This is a genomic window from Azospirillum sp. TSO5 (genome assembly GCF_003116065.1).
Lineage (GTDB): Bacteria > Pseudomonadota > Alphaproteobacteria > Azospirillales > Azospirillaceae > Azospirillum.
This window is the reverse complement of the sequence record NZ_LGQY01000022.1, coordinates 1-19,724: the sequence shown is the minus strand read 5'-3', so window position 1 is coordinate 19,724 and position 19,724 is coordinate 1. Positions and strand designations below refer to the sequence as shown.

General features: G+C 67.7%; 17 protein-coding genes. 5 read left to right on the top strand and 12 right to left on the bottom strand.

Translation table 11 applies throughout. The features are described 5' to 3' along the window. Nucleotides 1–97: 97 nt before the first annotated feature. The 3 genes from leuC to TSO5_RS06715 all read right to left on the bottom strand — a co-directional run bounded on the left by leuC (nucleotide 98) and on the right by TSO5_RS06715 (nucleotide 4,180). Complete coding sequence (gene leuC, locus TSO5_RS06725) at nucleotides 98–1,501, bottom strand: 3-isopropylmalate dehydratase large subunit (protein WP_109150871.1); 1,404 nt, start codon at nucleotides 1,499–1,501, stop codon at nucleotides 98–100. A gap of 153 nt (nucleotides 1,502–1,654) precedes the next feature. Beyond that, nucleotides 1,655–3,073 carry an FAD-binding oxidoreductase gene (locus TSO5_RS06720; RefSeq protein ID WP_109150870.1) on the bottom strand — a complete coding sequence of 473 codons (1,419 nt, stop codon included), beginning with the start codon at nucleotides 3,071–3,073 and terminating at the stop codon, nucleotides 1,655–1,657. A gap of 111 nt (nucleotides 3,074–3,184) precedes the next feature. Further along, a complete protein-coding gene (locus tag TSO5_RS06715; RefSeq protein WP_109150869.1) occupies nucleotides 3,185–4,180 on the bottom strand; it encodes an L-threonylcarbamoyladenylate synthase in 996 nt (331 codons plus the stop codon). Between the two features lie 114 nt (nucleotides 4,181–4,294). Between TSO5_RS06715 and parA the strand changes: the two genes are divergently transcribed. Next, complete coding sequence (gene parA, locus TSO5_RS06710; protein ID WP_109150885.1) at nucleotides 4,295–4,939, top strand: ParA family partition ATPase; 645 nt, start codon at nucleotides 4,295–4,297, stop codon at nucleotides 4,937–4,939. 35 nt (nucleotides 4,940–4,974) lie between these two features. Here the strand turns inward: parA and bfr (TSO5_RS06705) are convergent, their stop codons facing one another. Further along, on the bottom strand, nucleotides 4,975–5,454 hold the full coding sequence (gene bfr / locus TSO5_RS06705; RefSeq protein ID WP_109150868.1) for a bacterioferritin: 480 nt from the start codon (nucleotides 5,452–5,454) through the stop codon (nucleotides 4,975–4,977). A gap of 14 nt (nucleotides 5,455–5,468) precedes the next feature. After that, the gene (bfr, locus tag TSO5_RS06700) at nucleotides 5,469–5,951 is read right to left on the bottom strand and encodes a bacterioferritin (protein WP_109150867.1); all 483 of its coding nucleotides are present in this window, start codon (nucleotides 5,949–5,951) and stop codon (nucleotides 5,469–5,471) included. A gap of 420 nt (nucleotides 5,952–6,371) precedes the next feature. On the opposite strand from bfr (TSO5_RS06700), the gene tyrS reads away from it, so the two are divergent. Further along, entirely contained in the window at nucleotides 6,372–7,640 is a 1,269-nt protein-coding gene (gene tyrS / locus TSO5_RS06695) for a tyrosine--tRNA ligase (protein ID WP_109150866.1), read from the top strand. Between the two features lie 52 nt (nucleotides 7,641–7,692). Here the strand turns inward: tyrS and TSO5_RS06690 are convergent, their stop codons facing one another. After that, nucleotides 7,693–9,003, bottom strand: a complete 1,311-nt coding sequence (locus TSO5_RS06690; protein ID WP_109150865.1) for a branched-chain amino acid ABC transporter permease — start codon at nucleotides 9,001–9,003, stop codon at nucleotides 7,693–7,695. Nucleotides 9,004–9,089: 86 nt separating this feature from the next. Further along, nucleotides 9,090–10,109, bottom strand: a complete 1,020-nt coding sequence (locus TSO5_RS06685; RefSeq protein ID WP_109150864.1) for an aspartate-semialdehyde dehydrogenase — start codon at nucleotides 10,107–10,109, stop codon at nucleotides 9,090–9,092. A gap of 227 nt (nucleotides 10,110–10,336) precedes the next feature. Between TSO5_RS06685 and TSO5_RS06680 the strand changes: the two genes are divergently transcribed. Beyond that, nucleotides 10,337–11,947: an ABC transporter substrate-binding protein gene (locus tag TSO5_RS06680; protein WP_109150863.1), complete on the top strand. Its 1,611-nt coding sequence runs from the start codon at nucleotides 10,337–10,339 to the stop codon at nucleotides 11,945–11,947. Nucleotides 11,948–11,986: 39 nt separating this feature from the next. On the opposite strand, the gene TSO5_RS06675 is transcribed toward TSO5_RS06680, so the two are convergent. Then, nucleotides 11,987–12,592 (bottom strand): cysteine hydrolase family protein, encoded by a 606-nt coding sequence (locus tag TSO5_RS06675; RefSeq protein WP_109150862.1) that lies wholly within the window; start codon nucleotides 12,590–12,592, stop codon nucleotides 11,987–11,989. An 87-nt stretch (nucleotides 12,593–12,679) separates the two neighbouring features. Between TSO5_RS06675 and TSO5_RS06670 the strand changes: the two genes are divergently transcribed. Beyond that, nucleotides 12,680–13,597, top strand: a complete 918-nt coding sequence (locus TSO5_RS06670; RefSeq protein ID WP_109150861.1) for a LysR family transcriptional regulator — start codon at nucleotides 12,680–12,682, stop codon at nucleotides 13,595–13,597. A gap of 24 nt (nucleotides 13,598–13,621) precedes the next feature. On the opposite strand, the gene TSO5_RS06665 is transcribed toward TSO5_RS06670, so the two are convergent. From TSO5_RS06665 to def, 4 genes are all read right to left on the bottom strand, one after another. Continuing rightward, complete coding sequence (locus tag TSO5_RS06665; RefSeq protein ID WP_247870620.1) at nucleotides 13,622–16,147, bottom strand: PAS domain S-box protein; 2,526 nt, start codon at nucleotides 16,145–16,147, stop codon at nucleotides 13,622–13,624. 484 nt (nucleotides 16,148–16,631) lie between these two features. Continuing rightward, on the bottom strand, nucleotides 16,632–17,369 hold the full coding sequence (gene truA / locus TSO5_RS06660; protein WP_109150859.1) for a tRNA pseudouridine(38-40) synthase TruA: 738 nt from the start codon (nucleotides 17,367–17,369) through the stop codon (nucleotides 16,632–16,634). A gap of 5 nt (nucleotides 17,370–17,374) precedes the next feature. Beyond that, nucleotides 17,375–18,319 carry a methionyl-tRNA formyltransferase gene (gene fmt / locus TSO5_RS06655; RefSeq protein ID WP_109150858.1) on the bottom strand — a complete coding sequence of 315 codons (945 nt, stop codon included), beginning with the start codon at nucleotides 18,317–18,319 and terminating at the stop codon, nucleotides 17,375–17,377. 32 nt (nucleotides 18,320–18,351) lie between these two features. Next, entirely contained in the window at nucleotides 18,352–18,864 is a 513-nt protein-coding gene (gene def / locus TSO5_RS06650; RefSeq protein ID WP_109150857.1) for a peptide deformylase, read from the bottom strand. A 149-nt stretch (nucleotides 18,865–19,013) separates the two neighbouring features. On the opposite strand from def, the gene TSO5_RS06645 reads away from it, so the two are divergent. Continuing rightward, the coding region (locus tag TSO5_RS06645; RefSeq protein ID WP_247870619.1) for an adenosylcobinamide-GDP ribazoletransferase at nucleotides 19,014–19,724 on the top strand (711 nt) is incomplete at its 3' end.

Here is a 19,724-nt window from a genome sequence, read left to right as displayed (position 1 = left end):
CCACCGTACCGGCAGCACCAAGCGACGCTCCATGCAAAAAGGGCAGGATCGGGGGACAACCCCGAGCCTGCCCCTCCAGCAACTTTACCTTACAGTCTTACAGCGCGCGGACGTCGGCCAGATGCCCCGTCACCGCCGCCGCCACGGCCATCGCCGGGCTGACGAGGTGGGTGCGGCCGCCGCGGCCCTGACGACCTTCGAAGTTGCGGTTCGAGGTCGAGGCGCTGCGCTCGCCGGGAGCCAGACGGTCGGCGTTCATCGCCAGGCACATGGAGCAGCCCGGCTCGCGCCACTCGAAACCGGCCTCGGTGAAGATCTTGTCCAGACCCTCTTCCTCGGCCTGCTCCTTGACCAGACCCGAACCGGGGACCACCAGGGCGCGGACGCCCTCGGCGACCTTGCGGCCCTTGGCGACCTCGGCGGCGGCGCGCAGGTCTTCAATGCGGCCGTTGGTGCAGGAGCCGATGAAAACGGTGTCGACCTTTACCTCGGTCAGCGGCTGGCCGGGGGTCAGGCCCATGTAGGCGAGCGAGCGCTCGACGGCGGCGCGCTTGCCGGCATCGGCGATCTCGGCCGGGTTCGGCACGGTCGCGGTGATCGGCAGCACGTCTTCCGGGCTGGTGCCCCAGGTGACCTGCGGGACGATGTCGGCGGCGTTCAGCACGACGGTGGCGTCATAGACCGCACCCTCGTCCGACGGCAGCGTCTTCCAGTACTGGACGGCCTGCTCCCAGGCGCCGGCCTTCGGAGCCAGGGCGCGGCCCTGGACATAGGCGAAAGTCTTCTCGTCCGGGGCGATCAGGCCGGCGCGGGCGCCGCCTTCGATCGCCATGTTGCAGACGGTCATGCGGCCTTCCATCGACAGGTCGCGGATGGCTTCGCCCGCGAATTCGATGACGTAGCCGGTGCCGCCGGCGGTGCCGATCTTGCCGATGATGGCCAGCACGATGTCCTTGGCGGTGACGCCCGGGTTCACCTTGCCGTCCACGCGGATCAGCATGTTCTTGGCCGGCTTCTGCAGCAGGGTCTGGGTGGCCAGCACATGCTCCACCTCCGACGTGCCGATGCCGAAGGCCAGCGCACCGAAGGCGCCATGCGTGGCGGTGTGGCTGTCGCCGCAGACGATGGTCGCACCAGGCAGGGTGAAGCCCTGTTCCGGACCGACGATGTGCACGATGCCCTGGCGGACGTCGTCCATCGGGAAATAACGGACGCCGAAGTCGCGGGCGTTCTTGTCCAGCGTCTCCACCTGGATCCGGCTTTCCTCCTCGACGATGCCCTTGGAGCGGTCGGTGGTGGGGACGTTGTGGTCGGGCACGGCGAGAGTGGCTTCCGGACGCCGCACCTTGCGGCCGGCGACGCGCAGTCCTTCGAACGCCTGCGGGCTGGTCACTTCATGAACCAGATGGCGGTCGATATAGAGGATGCAGGTGCCGTCGTCCTGGCGATGCACGACGTGGCTGTCCCAAATCTTGTCGAACAGAGTGCGCGGCTTGGACATCGGAAAAACTCTCTCTCGCGGTACGACAGGCGCAGAACAATCGGAGGCCGCACCATAGCCTTGTGTCGCGCCGGGGACAAGCGCGGCCATACGTCTTTCGCCGCAAGCCTGTCCCCCGCAATATTATGACGCGGGCGGCTGGTGAGGGGGTGTTCAGGGAAGCATCTTCCCCGGGTTCAGCAGGCCTTTCGGGTCGAGCGTCGCCTTGATGGCGCGCAGCATGTCGAACTCCACCGGCCCCTTGATGACCGGCATCTCGTCCTTCTTGAAGCGGCCGACGCCATGCTCGGCGGAGATCGAGCCGTCGAGCTTGAAGATCACTTCGTTGACGACGTGGCAGATCTCGTCCCAGCGGTCGAGATAGGCCTTGGTGTCGGCGCCCTCGGGCTGGCTGAGGTTGAAGTGGATGTTGCCGTCGCCGACATGGCCGAAGGGGGTCGGGCGGATGCCGGGGCAGGCCTTCGCCACCGCCGCTTCGGCCAGTTCGATGAACTCGGCGACGCGGGACACCGGGATCGACACGTCGTTCTTGATCGAGCCGCCTTCGAACTTCTGCGCCTCGACAATCGCCTCGCGGATGAACCACAGCTGCTTGGCCTGGGCGTCCGACTGGGCCAGCGTGGCGTCGGTCGCCAGTTCGGCCTCGAACGCCTCGCCCAGCGCGGTTTCCACCGTCTCCTGGAAGGCGTCGGACCGGGTGCCGGCGGTCAGTTCGGTCAGCACATACCAGGGCGACGGCTCCGACAACGGGTCGATGGTGCCGGCGACGTGTTTCAGCGCGAAGTCCAGGCAGCGGCGCGACATCAGCTCGAAGGCCGACACGGCATCGCCGGAGGCGGCGCGCAGGCGGGCCAGCAGCTCGATGGCCGCCGCCGGGCTCGGCACGGCGACGAAGGCGGTGATCGACTGGCGCGGGCGCGGGAACAGCTTCAGCACGGCGGCGGTGATGATGCCCAGCGTGCCTTCGGCGCCGACGAACAGGTTCTTCAGGTCGTAGCCGGTGTTGTTCTTGCGCAGCCGGCGCATGCCGTCCCAGACGCGGCCGTCGGCCAAAACCACCTCAAGCCCCAGCACGAGGTCGCGGGTGTTGCCGTAGCGCAGGACGTTGATGCCGCCGGCGTTGGTGGAGATCAGGCCGCCGATCTGCGCCGTGCCCTCCGCCCCCAGGCTCAGCGGGAACAGGCGGTCGGCGTCGGCCGCGGCCTCCTGGATGCTGGTCAGCACCACGCCGGCCTCGACCGTCATGGTGTAGTTCAGCGTGTCGATGTCGCGGATGCGGTTCATGCGCGACAGGCTGAGCACGATCTCGCGCCCCTCCTCGTAGGGGATGGAGCCGCCGACGAGGCTGGTGTTGCCGCCCTGGGGCACGATGGGGATGCCGGCCTCGGCGCAGATCTTCACGACCGCCGCGACTTCCTCGGTGCTGGCCGGGCGGACCACCGCCGGGCTGTTGCCCTTGAAGCGCCCGCGCCACTCCGCGAGATAGGGAGCCATGTCGGCGGCGTCGGTGAGGATGCCGGACGGGCCGACGATGGCGCGGATCTGATCGAGAGCGGCGGCGATGTTGGTCATGGCGCTTGGGTCCGGCAGGTGGAGGTGGACGCATCGAAACGCGACACTTCTACAATCTGGCCGCCCCCATTTCCATGCACCTGTTGCGCAGACCAGCCGCCACGGCAGGATTTAGCTCCGCGGTGCCGCCGCGCGGCGCAGGCGGTCGTTGATCGCCATCCCCAGCCCCACCTCCGGGATCGGCATCACGGCGATGCGCTTGGCGCCGCTCTGATCCAGGTTTCGCAGGTGGGAGAACAGGTTGGCCGCCGCCTCGTTCAGGTCGCCTTCCAGGCTCAGGTTCAGCCGCGTGGTGCCGCCGAAGACGAAGCGGTCGGGGCCGAAGGTCAGGAAGGCCTCGTCTTCTTCCGCCGACGATGCATTCAGGCGCACCGCCGCATTCGGGGCATAGTGGCTTTCCAACTGGCCGGGCGACTTGGGCGCCGTCGGGTCGCCGGCCGACAGGCGGATCGGGCCGATCAGCCGCTCCATCTCGTCGGGCAGCACGGCGCCGGGGCGCAGCAGCACCGCTTCCGGACCGGTCAGGTCGATGACGGTGGACTCAAGGCCGACCATGCATTTGCCGCCGGCGACGATGGCGTCGACCCGGTCGCCCAGGCTTTCCAGCACATGATGCGGCGTGGTCGGGCTGACGGCGCCGGAGCGGTTGGCGCTAGGCGCGGCGATCGGCTTGCCGACGGCGCGCAGGATGGCTTGGGCCACCGGGTGGTTGGGCACGCGGATGGCGATGCTGTCCAGTCCGGCGCTGACCAGCAGAGACAGGGCGGAATTGGCCGGGCGCGGCACCACCATGGTCAGCGGGCCGGGCCAGAACTGCGTCGCCAGATCGTGGGCGCGGTCGTCGAACAGGCCCCAGGAGTGGGCGGCGACCAGATCGGGCACATGGACGATCAGCGGATTGAACTGCGGCCGGCCCTTGGCGGCGAAGATGGCCGCCACGGCGCGGTCGTCGGTGGCGTCGGCGCCCAGTCCATAGACCGTCTCGGTCGGGAAGGCGACCAGACGGCCGGCGCGCAGCAACTCGGCCGCACGGGCGATGCCGGCGGGGGTGGCCGGGATCAGCGCCGGGCGCTTCTCACCGGTATCGGGTGCGGAATGGTCGGTCACGGCGTCTTTCTAGCCAGTGCAGCACCGGTGTCAATTCGCGCGGTTGCACCGGTGCCATGCCCAAGGTTATGAGGGGGATGCGCAATCACCGAACACAACATGATGGGTGCGGGCATGACGGGCAAGGTCTTCACCGTGGCGCAGCAGAAAGGCGGCGCCGGCAAGACCACGCTGGCCGCCCATCTCGCCATCGCCTGGACTCAGCTCGGGTACAAGGTCGCCACCGTCGACATCGACCCGCAGGGCAGCCTGACCCGTTGGCACGCCGTGCGGGCCGAGGCGACCGGCGGGCAGCCCGGCTTCACCCATGTGCAGATCACCGGCTGGCGCACCCAGGCGGAGGTGGAGAAGCTGGCGCGCGCCCACGACATCGTGGTGATCGACAGCCCGCCCCATGCCCAGACCGAGGCGCGCATCGCCGTCCGCGCCGCCACGCTGGTGATCGCACCGGTGCAGCCGAGCCCGATGGATCTGTGGGCGGTGCATCCGACCATCGACCTAGCGGCGCAGGAGAAGCGCCGGCTGCTGCTGGTGCTGAACCGTGTGCCGCCGCGCGCCCGCATCGCCGACGAACTGATCGCCAAGGTGCATGACCTGGTCGCCCCGCCGGCGGTGGAACTGGCGACGGCGCAGGTCGGCAACCGCACCGCCTATGCCGGCACGCTGATGACCGGCCTGTCGGTGACGGAGGCCGCGCGCAAGACCCAGGCGGCAGCGGAGATGCAGGCGCTGGCGGAGGAGATTTTGGGGCGGGTTTGAGGGGGTCCAACTCCGCAAAGCTCCGCCCCCCAACGTCACTCCTTGAACTCGCCCATCGCCGACTGGATGTAGTTCGGCAGGCCGATGTCGTCGATCAGGCTCAGCTGGGTTTCCAGATAGTCGATGCGCTCTTCCGACTCTTCCAGCAGTTCGGACAGCTCGTCGCGCGACACGTAGTCGGCCTTTTGCTCGCACACGGCGATGGCATTGGCGATGCGGTCGCGGGCCTCGCGCTCGGCGGCGAGGTCGCTGGACAGGATCTCCGGCACGTCCTCGCCGATGCGCAGCTTGCCGAGGTCCTGGAGGTTGGGGATCGCCTCGATGAACAGGATGCGTTCGATGATCTCGTCCGCGCTCTTCATCACCTCGATGGAGGCGTGATACTCCCACTTGCCCAGAGCCTTGACGCCCCAGTTCTTCAGCATGCGGGCGTGCAGGAAATACTGGTTGATCTGCGTCAGCTGGTCCTTCAGGACGATCTGAAGCTGGGCGATGACGTCGCTGTTGCCCTTCATGGTCCGTCCCCCTCTCAGCTCGGGAAGCCGCCCATGGCCGACTGCAGGTAATTCTGCACGCCGAGCATGTCGATCAGGCCAAGCTGCTGTTCCAGCCAGTGGGCGTGGTCTTCTTCGGTGTCGACCAGCAGTTCCAGCAGGATGCGGCGGGTGTCGTAATCCTTCACCTGCTCGCAATAGGCGATTGCCTCCTTCAGGGCGGCCACCACCTCATATTCCAGGTTCAGGTCGTTCCGCATCATTTCCGGAACGGTCTTGCCGATGTGAATCGGGTCGCGGCTGGCGACGTCGGGCGTGCCTTCCAGGAACAGGATGCGGCGGATCAGCTTGTCGGCATGCTCCAGCTCCTCTTCCCGCTCGTGCGAGATGCGCTCGGCGAGCGCCTTGAGGCCCATGTCTTCCATCGACCGCGCGTGGGACAGATACTGGTCGGCCGCGCTCAGCTCGCCGGTGAGCAGCTTGTTCAAACGGTCCAGGACCCCTTGATCGCCTTGCATGGTGGGATGCTCCTGAATGGATAATTTGTCGCACCTTGTCACAGGCGAAGGACTCGCACAATAAAAATCTCCGTCAGAAATAGAAGTGTAGTTGATAGTCACTATCATTTGGGTCGGACGCGGGCTGCACAAAATACAGTCAGGGCGGGACATCTATTTTGCGAATCAATGTCAATTGCGACAAGGAAAGAATTGCGGGAATTCCCCGGCATAACTTGTGGGATTTGACTTGCGGCAGCGCAGCGATGCTTGTGCCGGAGAACAGGCCGGCGGGTGGAGCGGTTCCCGCACGGCCATCCGGCGGCGATCCGGCCGCCGCATTGAGGCAGGGGCCGTTCCGTGGTAACAGACCGCGGGAATTCTCCGACCTCCCCGGCCGGCGGGCCCGCCCTTCATTTCAACGACAGCCGGATTGCGGCCATGACGACGACCACCCCCTCGGCTCCCTCTTCGGAGTTCCTGCGCACCCTTCAGGAGCGCGGGTTCATCCACCAGTGCACCGACCTCGCCACGCTGGACGAGCGTGCGGCGAAGGGGCCGATCGTCGCCTATATCGGCTTCGACTGCACCGCCGACAGCTTGCATGTCGGCAGCCTGCTGCCGATCATGATGCTGCGCTGGCTGCAGAAGACCGGCCACAAGCCGATCGTCCTGATGGGCGGCGGCACCACCAAGATCGGCGACCCGTCGGGCAAGGACGAGGCGCGCCAGCTGCTGACCGACGAGGTCATCGGCAACAACATGGCGGGCATCAAGCGCATCTTCGGCCGTTACCTGACCTTCGGAGATGGCCCGACCGACGCGGTGATGGCGAACAACGCCGACTGGCTGGACGAGCTGAAATACATCCCGCTGCTGCGCGACATCGGCCGGCATTTCACCATCAACCGGATGCTGTCCTTCGAATCGGTCAAGCTGCGGCTGGACCGCGAGCAGCCGCTGACCTTCCTCGAATTCAACTACATGATCCTCCAGGCCTACGACTTCGTGGAGCTGAAGCGGCGCTATGGCTGCACGCTGCAGATGGGCGGGTCGGACCAGTGGGGCAACATCGTCAACGGCGTCGAACTCGGCCGCCGCACCGACGGGGCGGAGCTGTTCGGCCTGACCACGCCGCTGCTGACCACGTCCTCCGGCGCCAAGATGGGCAAGACGGCCGCCGGCGCGGTGTGGCTGACCGCCGACAAGCTCAGCAGCTATGATTTCTGGCAATACTGGCGCAACACCGAGGATGCCGACGTCGGCCGCTTCCTGCGCCTCTACACCGAACTGCCGCTGGACGAGGTTGCCCGGCTGGAAAGCCTGCAGGGCGCCGAGATCAACGAGGCCAAGAAGATCCTCGCCAATGAGGTGACCAGGCTCGCCCATGGCGAAGAGGCCGCGCTGGAGGCCGCCGAGACCGCGCGTCGCGCCTTCGAGGAAGGGGCCGCCGCCGAGGGGCTGCCCAGCATCGAGGTCTCCCGCGCCGATCTGGAAGCCGGGCTGCCGGTGGTCGACCTGCTGGTGTCCGCCGGTCTGGCGGCGTCGAAGGGCGAGGCGCGTCGCCTCATCAAGGGCGGTGGGGCCAAGCTGAACGACGGGCCGATCGCCGACGAGGCGGCAAAGGCGACGGCGGCGGACCTGAACGCCGACGGCGTGGTCAAGCTCAGCGCCGGCAAGAAGCGGCATGCGCTGGTGAAGGTGGGGTAAAGACGGTCACGGTGCCGGCCGGCGACTCAATGCCCCGGCCGGCACCTCCCACCTAATCGCCCCTGCCCCGCGCCTGCCCCATCAATCCCTGCGGCCGGTAGATCAGGAACAGCGTCAGCAGCCCGAACGCGACGATGTCCTTGTAGGCGAGCGCGAAATAGGCCGACCAGAAGGTCTCCACCAGCCCCAGCAGGGCACCGCCCAGCATCGCCCCCGGCACCGAACCGATGCCGCCGACCACCGCCGCGGCCAGCGCCTTGAAGCCGATCAGATAGCCGGTGAAGAAGTTCACCCCGCCATAATACAGCGCGATCACCGCCCCCGCCGCTGCCGCCAGTCCGCCGCCGATGGCGAAGGTCGCCGCCACCGTCCGGTTGACGTCCACCCCCACCAGCTCCGCCGCCGCGATGTCGTCGGTGCAGGCCCGATGCGCCCGGCCGAAGGCGGTGCGCTGCATGATCCCCCACAAGGCCGCATAAAGCCCGCCGGTCAGCGCCAGGATCGCCAGCTGCGCCGTCAGCGCGGTGACGGTGAAGGCCCCGTCGCTCAGCAGGTCGAAGCGCTCGGTCAGCACCGGCGCCGGCCACCAGTCGCGCGCGCCGTGCAGCAGCCGCACCCCCTCCTGATAGGCGATGGACAGCCCGACCGCGACGATCAGCGGCGTGTGGCTGCGCACCCCGCGCAGGCGGCGGAAGACCAGCCGGTCCATCGTCCAGCCCTGCACCGCGGTGAAGCCCATCACCAGCACCAGCACGCCCAGCAGAGCCGGCGGCCATGTCGCCCAGCCGGCCATGCCCAGCCCGGCCGCCGCCATCGCCGTCAGCATGGCGCCGAGCATCGTCAGCTCCCCCATCGCCAGATTGATCTGGCCGAGGATGGCATAGACCAGCGTGTAGCCCAGCGCCAGCAGCCCATAGACGCAGGCCACCGTGGCGGCGTTGATGATTTGCTGGACCAGGAACAGGATGGGCGTCCAACGCGTCGGCTGCGCCCGCGGAACCTCCACCACCACGCCAACGGCATCGCGCGGCGGCCTGATGCGCAGCCATTGCTGCAGCATGGCGAATCGGATGCCGGTCAGCCAGCCGTTGCGGTCGGTGGCTACCGCCGCCAGGGTGCGCCGCCCCTCTTCCATCGAGGTGCCGGCGAAGCGGCAGGCGATCCAGTGCGCTTGTCCACCGCTGCGGTAATCGACGCGCAGCACCCGCTTGTCCTCGGCGTAGGAGCGGGTGGACAGGTCGGTGACGGGCCCGTCGTCGAAGGCCGGAATCAGCTTCCGGCACAGCGCGTCCTGGTCGGCATCGACGCCGCACCCGGTGAGCAGCAGCAGGACGAGGCACAACAGCGGCAGGATGCGAGGCACGGAACCGCCCGGTCAGGTGGGATGGTTCAGCCTACCGACAATTTGGGAGGGTGGGAAGCGTCCGCGATTTGCCCCCACCCGCCGCTTCACTCCACCATGTAATCCCGCACCAGCAGCTCGGCGATCTGCACGGCGTTCAGCGCCGCGCCCTTGCGCAGGTTGTCGGCGACGCACCAGAAGGACAGGCCGTTCTCCACCGTGAAGTCGTCGCGGATGCGGCTGACGAAGACCGGGTTGTCGCCGGCGACCTCGACCGGCGTGACATAGCCGTCACTGGTCTGCTGGTCGACCACCGACACGCCGGGAGCGGCGCGCAGCACGACGCGGGCCTCCTCCGCGCTGATCGGCTCCTCCGTCTCGATGTTGATCGACAAGGCATGGCCGATGAAGGTCGGCACGCGGACGCAGGTGGCGGCGACCTTGATCTTGGGATCGAGGATCTTCTTGGTCTCCACCATCATCTTCCACTCTTCCTTGGTGGAGCCATCCTCCATGAAGGCGTCGATCTGGGGGATGACGTTGAAGGCGATCTGCTTGGGGAAGACGCTCTTGGTGATGGGGTCGTTGACGAAGATGGCGCGGGTCTGGGTGAACAGCTCGTCCATCGCCTCCTTGCCGGCACCCGACACCGACTGGTAGGTCGACACCACGACGCGGCGGATCTTGTAGCGGTCGTGCAGCGGCTTCAGCGCCACCGCCATCTGGATGGTCGAGCAGTTGGGGTTGGCGATGATGCCGCGCTTGCGATAGCCGACCAGCGCCTCCGGGTTCACCTCCGGCACCACCAGCGGCACGTCGGGGTCCATGCGGAAGTGCGAGGTGTTGTCGATCACCATGGCACCGGCGGCGGCAGCGCGCGGCACATGGACGGCCGACACCTTGGCGCCGGGCGACGACAGCACGATGTCCACGCCATGGAAGTCGAACTTGTTGAGATCCTGGACCTTGAGGATGTCGTCCTCGCCATAGGACACCTCCTGGCCGATCGACTTTTCCGACGCCAGAGCGATGACCTTGTCGGCCGGGAACTTCCGCTCGGCCAGCGTTTGCAGGATCTCGCGCCCGACATTGCCGGTGGCGCCGATGACCGCGACGGTATAGCCCATGACGGTGGTTTCCTTCTGCCGAATGTCCGCGAATACAAGAATGGTGCCGGGGGGCGATAGGAGCTAGGCGCTTTCCCCACGAATTGCAACCCGTCCCCGATGGAAAGGGCGGGCCGGAAGCAGCCGGCGCGGAACCGGCCAACCTGCCGGGTTGACATACCAGGGAAGGCAGCGGGAAGATTCAATTCTCAACAGTGCCCGAACGGGCCTCCAGGGAGACTTCACGGATGACCAGCTTCAAGCGCGGCCTTATTGCCCAGACCGTTCTCGGCGCCGCCGCTCTCGCCCTCGTCAGCCTCGCCGGCCCGGCCATTGCCGCCACGCCCAAGGACTCGCTGGTGATGGCGTGGCAGTTCGACGACATCGTCAGCCTCGACCCCGGTGAGATCTTCGAGCTGTCGGGCGCGGAATACAGCGCCCAGGTCTATGACCGCCTGATCCATTTCGACGTCAACGACGTCAGCAAGATCGAGGGCGAGGTCGCCGAAAGCTGGACCGTGTCGCCGGACGGCAAGACCTTCACCTTCAAGATCCGCGACGGCATCAATTTCCATTCCGGCAACCCGCTGACCGCCAACGACGTGGCATGGTCCTTCGCCCGCGCGGTGAAGATGAACAAGGGTCCGGCCTTCATCCTGACCCAGTTCGGCCTGACCCCGGACAATGTCGACCAGATGGTGCGCGCCACCGATCCGAAGACGCTGGTCTTCACCACCGACAAGGCCTACGCCCCCACCTTCGTGCTCTACTGCCTGACCGCCGACGTCGCGTCGGTCATCGATTCCAAGCTGGTGAAGAGCAAGGAGAAGGACGGCGATTTCGGCGCCGGCTGGCTGAAGACCAACTCCGCCGGCTCCGGCCCCTTCATCCTGAAGCAGTGGAAGCCGAGCGAGCTGCTGACCTTCGACGCCAACACGAAATACTGGCGCGGCGCGCCGAAGCTGAAGCGCGTGCTGATCCGCCACATCGCGGAACCGGCGACCCAGCGCCTGCTGCTGGAGAAGGGCGACGTCGATGTCGCGCGCAACCTGAAGCCGGAGCAGTTCGAGCCGCTGAAGTCCAGCGACGCCATCCGTCTGGTCCAGGCGCCGAAGGGCACGCTGTGGTATCTCAGCCTGAACCAGAAGGTCCCCGCCCTGGCCAAGCCCGAGGTGCGCGAGGCCTTCAAGTATCTGGTCGATTACGACGGCATGGCCGGCTCCATCATGAACGGCATCGGTGCCGTCCATCAGGCCTTCCTGCCCAAGGGCTTCCTGGGCGCCGTCAACGACAACCCCTACAAGTACGATCCGGCCAAGGCGAAGGAACTGCTGGCGAAGGCCGGCTATCCCGACGGCTTCACCGTCAGCATGGACGTGCGCAACACCAACCCGACCCAGGACATGGCCCAGGCGATCCAGGCCAGCGCCGCCAAGGCCGGCGTGAAGATCGAGATCATTCCCGGCGACGGCAAGCAGGTGCTGACCAAGTTCCGCGCCCGCAACCATGAACTGATGATCCAGCAGTGGGGCGCGGATTACCAGGATCCGAACTCCAACGCCGACACCTTCGCCTCCAACCCCGACAACAGCGACGACGCCAAGGCCAAGCCGCTGGCCTGGCGCAATGCCTGGGACATTCCGGAACTGACCAAGAAGACCGCCGCCGCGGTCGAGGAACGCGACAGCGCCAAGCGCGCCAAGATGTACGAGGAGCTTCAGCGCTCGGTCCTGGCCGACTCGCCCTTCGTCATCATGTTCCAGCAGACCGAGATGGTGGCGGAGCGCAAGAACGTCACCGGCCTCGTCTGGGGGCCGAGCTTCGACACCAACTACTACTGGAAGGCCGACAAGAAGTAAGAATGCGGCGGGGGCGCCGACCGCGCCCCCTTCCTTCGCTCACCCCCAGGCCCGCGCATCCTCGACCACGGTGGCGAGGCTGTCGGACAGGCCGGTCAGCACGCCGCGCTGGATGTCGGCCGCCGGCACCACCCCGCCCTTGCCGTCCGGCAGGTCGCGGGTGGCGGTGGCCGACGCCACGACCGTCACCCGCCAGCCATGATCCACCGCCGACCGCGCGGTGCTGCTGACGCAGTTGTGGGTCATGAAGCCGGCGACGATCATCTCCGTCCGCCCGGTATCGCGCGCCACCGTCTGCAGGTCCGTCCCGGCGAAGGCGTTGGCGAGCTTTTTGACAACCACCGGCTCGCCATCGCGCGGGGCGACCGCCGGGACGATCTCCGCCATCGGCCCGGTCGGGTCGAACACCGGCGCGCCCGCAGCGGTGTGATGGACGATGTGGATCACCGGCACGCCGTTGGTTCGGGCAAGGGCCAGCAACTCCGCCGCCTGCTCCACCGCCGCATCGACGCCCGACAGCCGCAGGGCGCCGTCGGTGTATTCGCGCTGAAGGTCGATCAGCACCAGCACCGCCTTGTCCAAGGGAGCGGGGGTGGTCGGCGCGCCGACGATCTGGCGCAGGGTCCGGGCGGGAAGGGTCGTCATCGGGAAATGCTCCGCAATCGTTTTGAGCGTTGATGGAGACCATGCTGCCCCGTTCACCGATGCGCAGCCATCCGCTATCCTTGCACGATGACTGTTCAAAAATTCACCGGTCCGCTCGATTGGGACGATTTGCGCGTCTTCCTTGAACTGGCCCGCGCCGGCAGCCTGTCGGCGGCGGCACGCAGCCTGCGGCTGAGCCACGCCACGGTCGGGCGCCGGCTGGCTGCGTTGGAAGCGACGCTCGGCCGCAGCCTGATGGAGCGCCGCCCCGACGGCTATGTCCTGACGGCGGAGGGCGAGAGCGTCCGCGCCCTGGCCGAGGCGATGGACGAGCGGGCCCAGGCGATCCGCCGCCGCGAGGGCGACGCCGCCGGCCTCAGCGGCACCGTACGGCTGACGATGACCCAGGCGCTGGCCGACGTCTTCCTGATCCCCCGCCTGGGGTCGCTGCGGGCGGCCAACCCGGCGCTGAACCTGGAGATCATCGTCGACAACCGCACCCTCAGCCTCGCCCGGCGGGAGGCCGATCTGGCGATCCGGCTGGCCCGGCCGCAGCGCGGCGATCTGGTCGGGCGGCGGCTGGCGACGCTGGGCTATGGGCTCTACGCCGCGCCGGGCGCCCCCGACACGCTGATCGCTTATGACGAGTCGATGGCCGAACTGCCGGAGGCGCTGTGGCTGGACCGCCATGGCGGCGGCCGGCGCGTCGCCTTCCGCTCCAACAGCGTGCAGGGGCAGCTTGCCGCGGCGGTCGCCGGCTTCGGCATCGCCTTCCTGCCCTGCATGCTGGCGGACGGCGTGCCGGGGTTGGAGCGCCGCCCGCAGTCCGGCCCGCCGCCCGGCCCACCATTGACCCGCGAGGCGTGGCTGCTGGTCCACCGCGACCGCCGCGAGGTGCCGCGGGTGCGGGCGGTGATCGAGCATCTGGTGACGGTGTTCACCGCGGAGAAAGAGCGGCTGGCGGGGCGCACCGGCCGTCAACCGGAGCCGCCGGGGGGCCCATGACCCCCATCGGTGCACAGACCGACGTCACTCCACGACGGACAACATCTCCACGACGGCGTTCCGCAGATCGTCGGCCGCGACCGGCTTGTGGAGCAGCGCATGCCCGCCGGCCCGCACCTCGACCAGGCGTTCAGGCGCGGTATCGCCGGTGATGACCGTTGCGGGCACCGGCACATTCAGGCGTTCGCACACCGCCTTGATCGCATTCAGGCCGGTCTCGCCACCCCGTAGCCGGTAATCGGCGAGGATGGCGTCCGGCCATTTGCCGCTATCGACAAGTAGGACTGCATCCTGGATGGAACCGGCGGTCAGCACCCGATAGCCCCAGTTCTCCAGCATCGCCTGCAGTCCATTGCGCACCAGAGGCTCGTCATCGATCACCAGGATCAGGCTGGGATGCCCATTCACGGGATGCCCATTCACGGGGTGCACATTGTTCGGCTTGCCGGAGCCGGACGAACGCAGGGCCACCACCGGCACCTCGACGCGGAACATCGAGCCGCGCCCCGGCAACGAGCGGAGTTCGATCCGGTGACCGAGCAGCCGGGCGAGGCGTCGCACCACCGCCAATCCCAGCCCCAGGCCCTTGCTGCGGTCGCGCTCCGGATTGCCGACCTGGAAGAACTCCTCGAAGATCTCCTCGTGCTTGTCGGGTTGGATGCCGATGCCGGTATCGATCACGTCGATATGCAGGTTGCCACCCTGCCGCCGGCATCCGATCAGAACACCGCCCCGTTCGGTATAGCGCAATGCGTTCTCGATGAGGTTGCGCAGGATGCGCTCCAGCAATGCCGGGTCGCTGCGGATGGTCGCGCCGCTGGGGACGACCCGCAGGCGCAGCTCCTTGGCTGCGGCCTGGGCCTGATATTCGGCGCCAAGCCGCTCCAGGAGCGGCCCGACCGGCATATCCACCGGCGTCGGGACGATCAGTCCGGCATCGAGCTTGGACACGTCTAGCAGGCTGTCTAGCAGCATCCGCAAGCCTCCCATCGCTTCGCCCAGCGACTTCAGCAGAGGGAAGGCCGGATGTCCGTCGAGCCGCTCCTCCAGGGCGCTCTGGAACAGCATCATGGCCTGGACCGGCTGGCGCAGATCATGGCTGGCGGCGGCGAGGAACTTCGACTTGGCGATATTGGCGCGGTCTGCTTCGGCCTTCGACGCGCGCAGGGCATCCTCGGCAGACTTGCGTTCGGTGATGTCGCGGATGATTCCGTTGAAATAGCGCCGCTTGCCGGAGGTCCATTCGGCGATGGCCAGTTCGATCGGGAATATCGTGCCGTCCTTGCGCCGCCCCATCAGGTCGCGGCCGGCGCCATTGCCCCGCCGGTCACCCATGGACAGGCAGGTCACGACGTCGACATCGTCGGCGGAGCGGCACGGTTCCGGCATCAGAAGTCTGACGGTATGCCCGCTTGCCTCCTCCGCCCGATAGCCGAAGATGCGCTCCGCCGCCGGGTTGAGCGACTGGATGATGCCGGCGTCGTCGATGACCACCATGGCGTCCGCCGCGGTTTGGACCATGGCGCGATTCCGGGCCTCGCTTTCGGCCAAATCCGCTTCACGCTGCTGGATCAGGATCGCCGCATTCCGGATCGCTTTGCCGACTGCGTCGATCTCCAGAACGCCGCCGGCGTCGGCAGGCGGCAGACGCCCCGCCCCCAAGGCTTCCGCAGCCTCGGCCAGTTGCACAACCGGGCGCATCAGGCGACGCCCCAAACCGATGGCGGCGGCGATGCCGATCAGGACGAGGACAAGCCCGCCCCCAACGAACAGCAGCAGCGTCTCACGCGCAGGCACCGCCATCAGGGACTGGGGAACGCTGGCGGCGACCACCCATCCAGTTGTCCCGGAGCGGCTGTAGGCCTGAAACGCGGATACTCCCTCCAGATTGATCGCGCGATGGACACCCTCGGGCGCGTCGCGCATCCCGGCCCACATATCCGTCGGCAGCGACTGGCCGACGAACTGTTCGGCCTGATGCGAGCGGGCGATGACGGTCCCGTCCTCGTCGATCACCCCAGCCCGCCAGCCGCGGGGAAGACGCTCGGGAGAGACAATGGTCTGGAGCCGTTCCTGGGTAATGGTCAGGCTCAACAGAAAGCGGACATCCCCGTCGCAGATCACCGGCACCACGACGATCAGATGCGGCGCCCGCGTCACACCGCCCGTGACCAGGCCGGACACCTGCGGTTTCCGCGTCGCGATCGCCCGCTGGTCGGTGACCAGGCCGGAGTTCGCGGGCAGGGGCGTTCCCCAGGGCACCCGGGTGTTGACGATCTGCTGGTTCGCCAAGTCGCGCAGGACCACGTTGGTGCCGAGATGGTCCCTCACCTCGACGGCGCGCCGGTGGAAGGTGGCAAGGTCGCCCACCACCAGACTCTCGGACGTGGCAAGGACTTCAGCCGCAGCGATCAGTCGCGCCACTTCCCGGTCCACATCCTCGGCCAATAGGTGCGCCCTGTCACGGACCAGCCGCTCGGTTTCCCTGGCTTGGGCTTTCACGTTCCGGACAAGCAGGAAACCGGAAAAAAGGACGAGCGGCACGGCCACGGCGGTGACCAGCAGGATGAGCCAAGTCCGCAATCGGCGGGATCGCGGTGACGGCCGAGGATGGCGCACACTTGGCGGCGGTTGCATCATCCAACCCCGACCGGCGATCGGACATCGGCGGCGCCAGCGCTTTGCATGGCGCCTCCCCTCGAACATCTGGACTTGCAAACCTCCAATTTGACAATCAAAGAGTGTAGATTTCCGATCCGGCGGTTGCAAAATGACATTCTCGCAGACCTTCCCGCTACATCCGCCTGCCGATACCGTAACCTTGGTAAATCATATGCAATCAGAGATGCTAAGTTTTCGGAAACACAAAAGCGGCCTTCCGATTGTTGCCAGAAAAGGAAAGCAAGTGACCGCACCTCAAGGTCAAAGCGCCTTGAGAAGACTACATACAACATTCACTGCTGAGTGGGAACAGTTTTGCAGAAAGCCCGGCAGTCTCACAAATCAGCGTGACTATGCCGTCTTCGCTATGTCTTTAGTAACGCGCCGCCATGAAATAGAGCCCATCCGACGGGCAGGTCGGCCCTGCCTTGGCGCGGTCGCGGGCTTCCAGCGCGCGGCGCACGTCGTCGGGGGTCCATTTGCCGGCGCCGACCAGTTCCAGCGTGCCGACCATGTTGCGGACCTGATGGTGCAGGAAGGAACGTGCCGCGGCATGGATGCGGATTTCCTCGCCCTGGCGCTCCACATCCAGCCGGTCGAGCGTCTTCACCGGCGACTTCGCCTGACACAGCGCGGCGCGGAAGCTGGTGAAGTCATGCTGACCAACCAGCACTTGCGCCGCCGCGTGCATCGCCTCCGCATCCAGCGGGCGGGTGACGTGCCACGCCCGGCCGGCGTCGAGCGCCAGCGGCGCCCGGCGGTTGACGATGCGGTAGACATAGGCGCGGCCGGTCGAGGTCAGCCGGGCGTGGAAGTCCTCAGCAACCGCCTCCACCTCCAGCACCGCGATGGGGGCCGGCTTCAGGTGGAAGTTCAGGGCGTCGCGCAGCTTCAGCCCGGTGAAGGGCTTCTCCAGGTCGAAATGGCAGACCTGCCCCAGTGCGTGCACACCGGCGTCGGTGCGGCCGGAGCCATGGACCCGCACCACCTCGCCCGACAGGCGCTGCACCGCCTCCTCCAGGCTCTGCTGGACGGAGGGGCCGTTGTCCTGGCGCTGCCAGCCGACGAAGGGACGGCCGTCATACTCGACGGTCAGTTTCCAGCGCTGCACGGCGGTCAGTCCGCAACAGCTTCGGCGGAGACCGGCTGCCCGACCGCCAGCGCGAAGCCGCGCAGGAAGGCAGCGCCATCCACCGGCGCCTTGCCCGGCCGCTGCACCTTTACCAGCCGCACCGCCCCGTCGGCGCAGGCAACCGTCAGCCGATCGTCCAGCAAGGTGCCGGGCGTGCCGGTGCCGGTCGCGGGTTCTGCCGCCAACACCTTGATACGCTCGCCGTTCGCGGCATCGAACCAGCAGCCGGGCCACGGCGTCAGCGCCCGGACCTGCCGCTCGACATAAGCGGCGGACCGGGTCCAGTCGAGCCGGCCATCCTCGCGCGTCAGCTTGGCGGCGTAGGTGACGCCCCCTTCCGGCTGCGGCACGGCGGCCAGCGTGCCGGCGGCCAGCCCGTCCAGCGCCGGGACGATCATGCGGGCGCCAAGGGCGGCCAGCTCGTCATGCAGGCTGCTGGCGGTGGTGGCGGGGGTGATCGCCACCGCCTCTTTCGACAGCATGGCGCCGGTGTCGAGCCCGATGTCCATCTGCATGATGGTGATCCCGGTCTCGGCATCGCCGGCCAGGATGGAGCGCTGGATCGGCGCCGCCCCGCGCCAGCGCGGCAGCAGAGAGCCATGCACGTTGACGCAACCCAGCCGCGGCGCGTCGAGGATCGGCTGCGGCAGGATCAGGCCATAGGCGGCGACCACCGCCGCATCGGCTTCAAGGGCCGCGAACTCCGCCTGGGCCTCGGCGTTGCGCAGGCTCTTGGGCGTGCGCACGGGGATGCCGTGCTCCTCGGCGAAGCGGTGGACGGGGGACTTCTGCACCTGCTGACCGCGGCCGGCCGGGCGCGGCGGCTGGCTGTAGGCGCAGACGACCTGATGCCCCGCCTCGATCAGCGCGGCAAGGCTGGGCACGGCGAAATCCGGCGTGCCCATGAAGACGAGACGGAGCGGGGTCATCGGATCAAATCGCAGTTCTGTTTTTGGGCTGGTCAGGCCGTCGCCTTCTGCATCTTCTGGACCTTCTTCAGCAGGATGTTCCGCTTCAGCATCGACAGGTAATCGACGAACAGGACGCCGTTCAGATGGTCGATCTCATGCTGGATGCAGGTGGCGAGCATCCCGTCGGCCTCCATCTCCTGCTGCTGGTTCTTTTCGTCCAGATAGCGGACGCGGATGCGCTGGGGCCGGGTGACCTCGGCATACTGCTCCGGCACCGACAGGCAGCCTTCCTCGCACACCGACTTCTCGTCGGACGACCAGACGATTTCCGGGTTGGCGAGGCGCATCGGGTTCGCCGGCTCGCCCTTCTCGTGGACGTCGACGACGATGACGCGGTCGAGCACGCCGACCTGCGGAGCGGCCAGACCGATGCCGTTGGCGTCGTACATGGTCTCCACCATGTCGTCCATCAGCTTGACGACGCGCGCATCCACTTCGGCGACGGGTTGCGCCTTGCGCTTCAGGATCGGATGCGGGGCGACGAGGATCGGAAGACGGGCCATGGGTGCTCGATGCTGGTAGGGGGAGTTCAAACGGACAAAGTAGGCGGACCGAGTGTTCTGGTCAAGGAATCGGACCTGTGCGAACGGTGCGGAACCACCCGCCGAGCAGGGTTGCGCCGGACGCCGGTTGGGCGTAGTCGATGCCGATCATGCCTGACGCGACCACCGCCCCCACCCCCTCCCCGCGCTGGACACAGGACGCCGCCCTGGCGCTGGTGTTCCTGACCCGCCTGCCCTTCCCGCCCCTGGGTCCGCTCAATGGCCCGCTGGCCGAGGGCGCGGCGGCGCGGGCGATGGGGTGGTTTCCGCTGGTCGGTGCGCTGGTCGGGCTGGCCGGCGGAGTGGTGTTCGCCGCTGCCGCTGCGCTGCACCTGCCGCCGCTGGCCGGTGCGCTGCTGGCGCTGGCGGCGACGGTGCGGCTGACCGGCGGGCTGCACGAGGATGGTGCGGCCGACGTCGCCGACGGCTTCGGCGGCGGACGCGACGTGGCACGCAAGCTGGAGATCATGCGCGACAGCCGGGTCGGCAGCTATGGCGTGCTGGCGCTCATCTTCTCCACCGGCATCCGTGCGGCGGCGCTGGCCGCCCTGCCGGTGCCGGCGACAGTCGCGGCGCTGGTGGCGGCCGGCGCCCTGTCGCGCTGCGGGCTGGCGGCGATGGCGCGCGCCCTGTCCCCGGCGCGACGCGACGGGCTGGCGGCGGCACAGGGCCGGCCGGCGATGGCGACGGTGCTGCTGGCGCTCCTCTCCGGCACGGCGCTCGCGGCGGTCGCCCTCGGCGGCTTGGCCCTGCCGGCGCTGGCGGCCTCGCTGCTGGCGGTGATCGCGGTGGCGATGCTGGGCCGGCGGCAGATCGGCGGG